2 protein-coding genes are annotated in these 4,371 nt (G+C 66.0%); both read left to right on the plus strand.

The features are described from left to right. The first annotated feature begins 1,023 nt into the window (after nt 1-1,023). Nucleotides 1,024-3,762: a hypothetical protein gene (locus FBR05_14860; protein ID MDL1873459.1), complete on the plus strand. Its 2,739-nt coding sequence runs from the start codon at nt 1,024-1,026 to the stop codon at nt 3,760-3,762. A 70-nt stretch (nt 3,763-3,832) separates the two neighbouring features. Continuing rightward, nucleotides 3,833-4,309 carry a tryptophan-rich sensory protein gene (locus tag FBR05_14865; protein MDL1873460.1) on the plus strand — a complete coding sequence of 159 codons (477 nt, stop codon included), beginning with the start codon at nt 3,833-3,835 and terminating at the stop codon, nt 4,307-4,309. The last annotated feature ends 62 nt before the right edge of the window (nt 4,310-4,371 follow it).

The following is a 4,371-nucleotide window of genomic DNA, read 5'->3' on the forward strand; positions in this document are numbered from 1 at the left end:
GTGGCCCTGATCTCCGAGGAGCGGAAGGCCTGGACCTTGGGAGACGCGGGTTTTTCCGGGCTCTTTCACCCGCAGCATCCCGCGATTCTCCTGCCGGGTACGACTTTGGGGGAGATTCGCGCGCAAGGCTACCTCGAGGCCCTCGCCGGCAACATGCTCGTGGCCGGCCATCAATTTTCATTCAAACCCTATCCCGGGGCCTTCAACCCGGCCGCGCCCATCGCGCAATTGGAGGGACAACTATTTTCCTTCCGCCAATCCGGCGATTCCCGGGCCGTCTTCACTTTCACTTCCCTGGCCAACCCCAAGCATCAGGTCGTCGTCGAGGGGCCGCTTGGCACGGATGCGAAACTGGCGATCGAGGTGGCGAGGGTTTCCGTGAAGCAGACCGGGAAAGCAACGGCCCTAGAAGACGTTATTCCCCTCTTGCTGTTGGAGAATCCGCAAAACATCCCCGTCAAGCTGCCCTTGGAGCTGCGCGCCTTTCAAATCCTTGGTTGGATCGCCGAGCAGAATGAAAAGACCCCGCGGGCCTATTCGATGTTGGAAAGCGTCAAGGACCTGGTCGACAAATGGGGAGACCCCATCGACAATAACAACACCTTGGTCGATATGGAGTTTTACGACCGCTATTCCCTCAGCCTGCGCGCCAAGGATCGTAGTCATGCGGAGTCCCTCTTGAAGATGGTCCAAGACAGCTACGGCGCCGCCCTGGATCCCAAGCAGGTTATCGGCCCGGAGCCGTTTTCCGACGCAAAAGGGCAGGGGTTAAGTTTCCGCCTGACCTTGTCCCAAGCTTCGGGCGCCCTTTCCAACGGTAAGATGCTGGAAATCAAGGTCTACGCTCCGAATTGAGCCCGCGAGCCGCCTCGGCCTACGCGGTAAAAAACTGTCACCCGCTTTTCGAAGCAACTTGCCCAAACCCCGGGCGAAAAGCTATAACGCCAATAGCTCGGGGTTTATCCGCCTTCAAACCACTCCAATAAACCCTTTTATCCAACGATCGACATTCCAGGGGGTCGCATGTCCGCGACGGGGACACTCCTATCCGCACGCTCATTCGGGGCATCGCCCTGTGAGGCGGGGCAGCCATGCCCGCGGTCCGGGGCGCAGGACGGCGATTTCGCCGTTGAGGCGCTGAGCCCCGCGCAGCGGGAGGCCTGGCGCGCCTTGCAAGCGGAGACCGATCCCGAGCTGCTCGCCCGCGCCGCGCTGGATTTTGCCGTGGGTCTCGAGGCCTCGGGATCTCCGTCTGCGCCGGCCTATTACCGCGCGCTGGACGATCCCGCCTTGTCGCCGGCGATCCGCGCTCAGGCACAGCGTCGCTTGGCGGTCCTGGCCGGAGGCGGGCGCATCGGCGACCGTATTGAGATTCGGCTCGGTGGCTTCTTCCACGAGGCGAGCGACCCGGCGATGTTGGGGGCCATGACGGCCGCCGGCCTGGTCTTTCGGACGGTGCGTATCGGAACCCTCGGCCGGCTCTTGGCCCGGCCGCAGGCGCATTGGCTTACGCGCGGGGCCGGGGCCTCGCTGGCCGCCGGGACGGCGGGATTTTTGGCGGAGGTGCCGGCCTTCGTCTTTGCCCGGCGCGGCTTGGAGCGGGTGTTGGGCGGCGATGCCCCGGCGCCGGGCCTCGGCGAGGACTTGTCACGAACCGCGCTGCATCTTGGCCTGCTCAAGGGAGCGGGCGCCGCCACCAGGGGCCTGACGAGATCCCCCTTGGCCAGGCAGGCCGGAGTCCTTGCCGGCATCGCGACGGCGCAGGTCGCGGACCAACATTTAGGCTGGAGTCCCGCCGGCGATTTTTCTTCGCTGCTCTTCGAATCCCTGGCCACCTATCTTCATTTTCAAGCGGGTGGGCGTCTCGCGCAGGCCGCCCTAGGCCCGCGCTTCGGTGCCTGGTCGCGGGAGTTGGAGCTGCATGCCAAAATACAGGAGGGCGGGTTTTCGAAGGCGGCGGTCGCGACGGCGCCGCGACACGCCTTTGCGGCGGAAGGTATCGTGGCTGGAAGATCGGGCGTCGGAGTCGAGGAGCGGCCGCGGCTCCCCGACCGCTTTTTCAATTTCAGCCAGGAAAGCGGGACCGGTTCCGACTTGCGAACCGTCACGCGCCGCTTCGGCGAGAAGCTCGCGGCGAAGTTGCGCCAGGACCCCGAGGCGCCCGGACTGCGCAAGCTTCGGGAGCAGGTCGCCAAGACCTCCTCCGCCGTCCAAGAGGTCTATGGAGAGCTCCTGCTGAAGGTCTCGGAGCGCGAGCTCGAGCGCTCCGCCGCCGACCGGGTCGAGAACCTGCTGCTCGGCGCCGGCTCGGTCTTCGCCTGCGTCTCCGAGCTGGATCCGCTGCGCCGCGCGCGGGGCTCCTTCTACGACAGCCTGGTGCAGGAGGCCTTCGAGCGCAGCCTCGTCGAGCGGGACGCATTGGCCCTCGGATCCTTGATGCGCGTGGTCTCCCAGGAACCGGGGATCCCCGCGCTGGAGCGGTTTTTCCGGCAGCGCGAGTGGCATCGCCGCTACGGCCTCGAGGTCTTGCACGCCGCCTCGCAGGAAGCCCTGCCGGCCCCCTGGCGGGCCGCGGTCGAGGCCCTTCCTTTAAACAAGGGTCCAGTCGACCGCGTCGCCGCCGATCTCGCCCGAAAGCTGATCGCCGATTATCTGAAGGCCTATCACGCCCGCAAGATCGCGCCGGAATTCCGCAACCCCGCCCGCAACGCGCCGATCGCCGTCCAGAAAGAACGGGGTCCGGTTCATCAGGCGATGGACCTGCCCGTCCTCCGTCGCGGTCTGGTGGGGATGTTCGAATTGCTGCGGGGCGATCCGGATTGGGGCAGGGTCTTGGCCGCCGCGGCGGGGCAGGCCTTCCGCAGCCCCGTGCCGGTTCTCTACCTAGACCGCCTCTTCAAGCTGACGGCCACCGAGGGGCCTCTGGAAAAGTTGGGCGACATCGCCTTCCCCAAGACCTTCGCCCTGGAGCAGGCGAGGGCCGCCTTCGCGACGGAGGCGGCGAGGAAAGATTGGCGCGCGGCTGGAGCGAAGTTGAACCGCGGCTTCGAGACCGGTTTCCTCGACGACTCCCCCTTCGCAGCCAAGCTCGCGCGTTTTTATGAAGACCTTCCGAATTTGGGGAGCCCCGCCGAGGCCGCGCGGCGCCGGGCCACCTTCCACGAGCGGGCCGCGGAATTACTGCGCGCCCGCGCGGAAGGAAATCAGGCGCTTGGATTGAGGACGTCGCTATCCCCGATGCACGGGATGGACGTATTGGATCTCCTCGACCTGCAGCCCACGCCCCTATCGCGGCGCGCCCGCGAGGCCTTCCTGAAAGGTGAGGTCGACTTGCAGCTGCTCAGCTACGCCCAGATGCAGGATCTCTGGCTGCGGCAGGAGCAGAGCCGGGTCTCCAAGGATCCCGCGCTGTCCCTGTTCCTGCCCGCGGGCAAGAGCGCCACGGGGCGGCCCACGGTGGCCGTCGTCGCTCCCGCCGCCGCCCTGACGCTGGAGGAAAAGGCCCATCGCGCCCTGCGCGTGGCCGGCTGGACGGTCCATGAATTCGAGCACTATAGCCATCATCGGGTGCTGCCCTTCCAAGACCCCGCGGGCCTGCTGCGCGCCGAGATGCGGGCCTCGCTGGAAGAACTGCACTTCTTGCTGAAGAACGGCGAACTCTCGGAGTGGGAGAGGATTCGCCTGCTGGCGCCGCAGGGCTTGGGGATTTACCTGCGCTCGAGGGTCGAGCAGGACTATTTAGGGGAGCCGCGCCTCAGATAACCGGCGATCCGGCGAGGGGCCGGCGTCGAATCCGCTGGGCAAAAGGCGGCGGGGCCCTTAGCATGGCCGCATGACGAAGCGATCGACCTTGGTCCTACTCGGATTTCTCCTGCTGAGCGTGGCAGTGCAGGCCGCGGGTGCCTGGGCAACCTTTTCCGAAATTCCGACCTGGTACCAGGGCCTGAGCAAGCCCGACTGGAATCCCCCGCCCTGGGTCTTTGGCCCCGTGTGGACGGTCCTCTACGTCGTGATGGCAGTGGCCGCCTGGCTCGCTTGGCGGGAGGTCGGCCTGCGCAGCGGGGCCCTGCGGCTGTATTTTTTGCAGCTGCTGCTCAACCTGCTCTGGTCCTACCTCTTCTTCTGGGGGCGCTCGCCCTTTCTGGCCTTGCTCGACATCGGCCTTTTGTGGCTGGCCATCGGCGCGACGACGCTCGCCTTTTGGCGGGCACGGCCCCTGGCCGGCGCCTTGCTGCTGCCCTATTGGGGCTGGGTGGGTTTTGCGAGCGCCTTGAACTTCGCCCTCTGGCGGCTCAATCCGGGCGCTTAATCTTTGCGGGGTTCCTTCCGGGCGGCGTTCTGCCGCTCGTTGATGTGTAGCCCGATCAAGTA

It is taken from the genome of Deltaproteobacteria bacterium PRO3 (genome assembly GCA_030263375.1).
Taxonomy (GTDB): domain Bacteria; phylum UBA10199; class UBA10199; order DSSB01; family DSSB01; genus DSSB01.

What these genes read in the sequence shown, in the direction of transcription:
- FBR05_14860 (MDL1873459.1), top strand. Translation starts at nt 1,024, where the DNA reads ATGTCCGCGACGGGGACACTCCTATCCGCACGCTCATTCGGGGCATCG.
- FBR05_14865 (MDL1873460.1), top strand. Translation starts at nt 3,833, where the DNA reads ATGACGAAGCGATCGACCTTGGTCCTACTCGGATTTCTCCTGCTGAGC.